The 4,294-nt window shown below is 43.4% G+C and carries 6 protein-coding genes; 2 read left to right on the forward strand and 4 right to left on the reverse strand.

The features are described 5' to 3' along the window. Window positions 1–129: 129 nt before the first annotated feature. Window positions 130–468 (forward strand): hypothetical protein, encoded by a 339-nt coding sequence (locus QUB70_RS31720; RefSeq protein ID WP_332985755.1) that lies wholly within the window; start codon window positions 130–132, stop codon window positions 466–468. Here QUB70_RS31720 and fmt read toward each other — a convergent pair. From fmt to avd, 3 genes are all read right to left on the reverse strand, one after another. Beyond that, window positions 458–1,471: a methionyl-tRNA formyltransferase gene (gene fmt / locus QUB70_RS31725; protein ID WP_332985756.1), complete on the reverse strand. Its 1,014-nt coding sequence runs from the start codon at window positions 1,469–1,471 to the stop codon at window positions 458–460. The genes QUB70_RS31720 and fmt overlap by 11 nt on opposite strands. A 123-nt stretch (window positions 1,472–1,594) precedes the next feature. After that, window positions 1,595–2,668, reverse strand: coding sequence for an RNA-directed DNA polymerase (locus QUB70_RS31730; RefSeq protein WP_332985758.1), 1,074 nt, complete (start codon window positions 2,666–2,668; stop codon window positions 1,595–1,597). Continuing rightward, window positions 2,665–3,012: a diversity-generating retroelement protein Avd gene (gene avd, locus QUB70_RS31735; protein ID WP_332985759.1), complete on the reverse strand. Its 348-nt coding sequence runs from the start codon at window positions 3,010–3,012 to the stop codon at window positions 2,665–2,667. Before avd ends, QUB70_RS31730 begins: the two co-directional genes overlap by 4 nt. Window positions 3,013–3,177: 165 nt before the next feature. Between avd and QUB70_RS31740 the strand changes: the two genes are divergently transcribed. Beyond that, window positions 3,178–3,588 (forward strand): hypothetical protein, encoded by a 411-nt coding sequence (locus QUB70_RS31740; RefSeq protein ID WP_332985760.1) that lies wholly within the window; start codon window positions 3,178–3,180, stop codon window positions 3,586–3,588. Window positions 3,589–3,628: 40 nt separating this feature from the next. Here the strand turns inward: QUB70_RS31740 and QUB70_RS31745 are convergent, their stop codons facing one another. After that, on the reverse strand, window positions 3,629–3,931 hold the full coding sequence (locus QUB70_RS31745; protein WP_332985761.1) for a hypothetical protein: 303 nt from the start codon (window positions 3,929–3,931) through the stop codon (window positions 3,629–3,631). Window positions 3,932–4,294 lie beyond the last annotated feature (363 nt).

A 4,294-nucleotide genomic window follows, 5' to 3' on the forward strand; every position in this document is an offset into this window, starting at 1 on the left:
TTGCACACTTTCAGCGCCGTCACGAGCCAAAGTCTTTTGATGTAAGGGTTTTAGGCTTTTTCAGCAAGCCCTAATTATGCTTTGAAATTTGAAGGTTTAGTTTTTAGTAAATTTATAGACGATAAAACCTTGGCACTAAATGAGTCAAAATTACTGCAAACTGTGAAAAACAACTCTCAAAAACTGGGACTTGATGAGGCAGAAATTATAGCCAAGATGGATAGCTTAAAAACAAATGCTCAAGATATGTGGTATATTTGTTGCGGTCACGATATGATTTGTATTTTGTCGATCGCACTTTGCAAAGCATTAGGTTCGTGCAACTCCAAAACAGTTGAGCCAAATGTACTCGAACAAAACTTAAGACTTGCCTACGAATCTTCTTATTTCTGCAAAACACAACTGTATGCAGCTATTCAACAGTGGGAAAAAAACAATCAACCGTTTCAGGTGCTACCTAATCCGTAACTTCAACCCTCCCAAAAACTTCCCCTACAACCAACCGAGTTCCATTCGCAAAATCCACCCCCGACTGCACCTTTTTCCCCGCCAACTGCACCTCCCGCAACAATAATAAACCATCGCCGGTTTGCACGATCGCACCCAAGCCCTTCACAACCCTGACAACTTCCCCATTTGCGCCCGACAACTGCGACAAAACAGGCCAATCGCGTTCCAAAACCCTCAACTCAGGCGGCATTTGCAGCCAATATTCCGGCGCGACGGGTACTGTCGCCATCACCTTCAAAGAATTGCCGCGAAAAGTCGTCGTACAATCCGGGAAAAAGCCCCTAACTTGATTGTGAAGCGCGATCGCACTTTTCGACCAATCCAACACAAAATCAGCACTCTTAATCATCGGCGCGTAAGTCGCCTCAGCATCATCTTGAACAACAGCCTTAACTTCCCCATCCCTCAATTCAACCAAAGTTTCCACCAACAAATCCGCCCCAACTTCCGCCAACCTATCCGCCAAAGAATCAGCATTATCCAACAGTGAAATACCAGCAAAAGCCTTCAATAGCATCGCCCCAGTATCCATCCCAGCATCCATCAGCATAGTAGTAATTCCTGTTGTCTTTTCCCCGTCAAAAAGACAGCGCTGAATCGGCGCCGCACCGCGATACTTCGGCAAAATCGAACCGTGAACGTTAACGCAAGCTAAACTAGGAATATCCAGAATTGCTTGAGATAGAATCTGACCGTAAGCCACCACCACAAAAACATCAGCCTCCGCTTCCCGCAGTTTGGCAATAGTTTCCGCATCCTTCTTAATACGCTGCGGTTGCAAAACCGGGAGACTGTGATTTAAAGCCGCCATTTTGACAGGTGAAGGCATCAATTTATTGCCCCTTCCCCGGCGTTTATCTGGCTGAGTCACCACAGCCACTACCTCGAATTCGGGATGGCTTAGCAGACTGGATAAAGTAGGAACAGCAAATTCGGGAGTGCCAAAAAAGACAATTTTCATATATTTTTAGTTAAGTAGGACTGATCCAAAAAACCATAACATATTATAGAGCTGGATTTAGCCAGCATATCTACAAAACGGCAGTTTACAGCGACAAAACCGCATTATAATGTGTTTTAATCACTAGATTTTAGCGGTCGAGTTCCTCGCCAACACTAGGGAAGCAAATATTTCTTTTCGCAGTTTCCAAGTGTTACCATGCTTCAAATGTGCAGCCCAACTTTGCAGCGACTGGGTGATTTTTAACAAATCAATTTTGCCCTCATAATATTCTACCTGCATTTGTCGCACTCGTCGCTTTCCTCGCCGCAAGTTTTCTGTCCTCACTCGAATTCTGTCAGGTAAAATGCGGAAGCCCAGAAAATTTGCGCCTTCTTTTGTCTCAAACAACTGGCTTTTAATCGGATGAATCTTTAACCTCAAATTGACTAAATATTCCTCAACACCAAGCCTTGCATCTGCTAAAAATCCTCGGTCATCTGAGAACAAGGCAAAATCATCTACATAACGCACATATTTTTGAACTTTTAGCTGTTCTTTAATATAATGATCGAACCCATTTAAGTAAACATTAGCGTAAAATTGGCTGCTTAAATTACCAATTGGTAAACCGCGCCGCCGATTCACGGGGGTTAGTAAATCGTCTCCACGAAAATACTCGATAACGGGTTCCTGTGCGTTGCTGTTGTTGATGATTTTATCCACAAGCCAAAGGGTGTCGGGACATTTTAATTTCCGGCGTACCAAGGCTTTTAAAATCTCGTGGTCAATGCTGGGAAAATACTTCTTAATATCGCACTGTAAAACATAACGACTAGAACGGGCAAATTCCGTAAAGCGACGCAACGCCCGGTGAGTGCCAAAACCTACTCGATTGGCGTAGGAATCGTGAATAAAAGTGCGATCGAACAGCGGTACAATAATATTGCAGAGGGCATGATGCAGGACTCTATCTCGGTAGGGTGCAGCAGAAATCATCCGTCGCTTGGGTTCGACAATTTCAAAGGTTCGGTATGCGCCCGGAGTGTAGGTTTTATTAGCTAATTCAGCTTGCAGTTTCAGGAGTTCGGTTTCTAGGTTGTAGTTGAAGGCTAAAACATTATGGCGGAATCGCTTGCCTTTTTGCGCTTTTCGTGCTGCCACTAACAAGTTCTCGAAACTGATGATTTCAGACCAAAGATTGTCGTATCGTTTCATGGAGATGACCGCTTTTTTTGCTGTTTAATCCAGCCACCCAGTTCGCTACCGATGTCGTTGACTAATTTTACTACATATTCGTAACGCTCGATAGACATTAAATCAAATTCTCGTAGGAGTCGGGTTTGATGGCGCAAGATGTCTATTTTTCCGTTTAAATTTTCCAGTTTTCCTAACTTTTCTTGGGCGTACCGGGCTAAAATTAGCTCTTCTAAAATGTCATATAGACCGCCAATCATTCTATCGCCTAATGTAAATTTGTGAGTGCGGGGCAGGCGGTTTAAAATCGGTACATACCATTTGATTAAATCGTAGGTTTTTTGAATGATTGGCAATTCATTCATGGTACAGTAATATATTCAGGACTTATGCAGGTCGAGGCCAGAAACCGGGTTTCTTCGTAGATATAGTTGAGAAACAACGATTTTTCATAGAAACCCGGTTTCTTTGCGTTAGTCCTAATATTGTAAATCGGGCAACTCTTCGGAATCCCTACCAAGCTACCCGATTTGGTTTTATTTTCGGATGAAGTCGCCCCCATCACGGGAACAAGTCTGGACTCTTCTTACACGCCCGACAAATTCCCATTTGCCAGTTCAGATAGCGAAGAGTGCTCACAGGGAAGACAGGGAGGAAGGGACAGCCAAAGCTACCGCTACACGAAAACCCCTGTTCCTGTTCGAGTTGCCCGCAGAGTTGTAGTTGCGGTTGGCAGCACGGCAATTGACCGCATTGTTGTTCCACGAACCTCCACGCTGCACTCGGAAGTGCTTGTCCCTTCTCCACCCCCTCACTTGCGCGAGAAAAATGGATACTTTTTTACCATCTCAGAAAAGTGGCGATTTGTAAAGCCATTTTTGAAAAAAGTTTTCGCTCAATTTACTCTATGGGGGATTAATGCCATAAATAAATTTAGGTAATTAATTTGGTTAATAGACAAATGTTGTGGAGGCGCAAATTTTATTCGCCAGAATTGTCTTGCTGATTCCGTTGATTTAACAAGATATCAAGCATCCGCACCGTCTCCGTTCTCAAACCGTCAATATTAGTTTGTTGTCTGTCTATTCTTTCCTCTATTTCCAGCATTCTTTCTTGTTGTTGAGCAATAAGTTGCAACATTTGCTGTCGCTCTTCTCTGGCCTCTGCTGCCACATTTGCTAAAGCTTGAATGACACGAGCATTACTATCTGCTATATTCGCTGTCTCTTTTAGCTGCTCGGCGAGGCGGTCTATTTTATCATCATCCCAGCGTTCTGTCGCCATAGACTTTTTTAGACTTTACTTTCTTAGTATTTCAGAAAAATGAATACTTTTTCTAGTATAGCATTCGCCAGAATATTTAAAACAATTTAGTAGGGGCGGGTTCGCCCACATATTTGCCACTCACCAATAATCTGAATAAACCCGCCCCCACCCCACCAATAACCCCAAACAACTCTTATATTCCATCAATTATTTAACATCTGGGTGGGGATGGGGCGGGTTTATATAATTTGTCGATGGGTAGCAAATATTTCGGCGAACCCGCCCCTACCGCAATTATGTCTATTAGACATCTCCAAAAACTTCAATACACTTCTGTGACTAAGTTTCAAGCTGGTGAACGCCATTCCAAGCAGACCTCAG

The organism is Microcoleus sp. A003_D6 (genome assembly GCF_036702825.1).
Classification (GTDB): Bacteria; Cyanobacteriota; Cyanobacteriia; order Cyanobacteriales; family Microcoleaceae; genus Microcoleus.